The sequence below is a fragment of the Pseudoalteromonas sp. SG45-5 genome (assembly GCF_014164085.1).
GTDB lineage: Bacteria > Pseudomonadota > Gammaproteobacteria > Enterobacterales > Alteromonadaceae > Pseudoalteromonas > Pseudoalteromonas aliena.
Genome location: NZ_JACJEM010000207.1, coordinates 1 through 246 on the forward strand (window position 1 = coordinate 1; position 246 = coordinate 246).

Sequence of the window (246 nt, forward strand, 5' to 3'; positions counted from 1 at the left end):
AGCCTCTAAAAAGCAAATTCCCATAGCATAAACAACACCAACTCTGATATACCGAGCAGGTAGCGCCTCAGTCCAACAAGCGATTATGCAACACAAACCGCGTGTTGCATAAATACTAAAGTGTTGAACTAAGCCGCTACGCGGAGATCCTATTCTGACCATTTGAGCCACACTTACCTTGGGGTTATCCCATATTTGGAGGTAAGTCATGAATACACTCATTGAACAAGTCAAAACAGAAATAGC

The 246-nt window shown here is 42.7% G+C and carries 1 protein-coding gene; it reads right to left on the reverse strand.

What is annotated here, in order from left to right:
• On the reverse strand, positions 1 to 210 hold a 210-nt coding region (locus H5119_RS20370), incomplete at its 3' end, for a hypothetical protein (RefSeq protein WP_220492929.1).
• Positions 211 to 246: the final 36 nt, after the last annotated feature.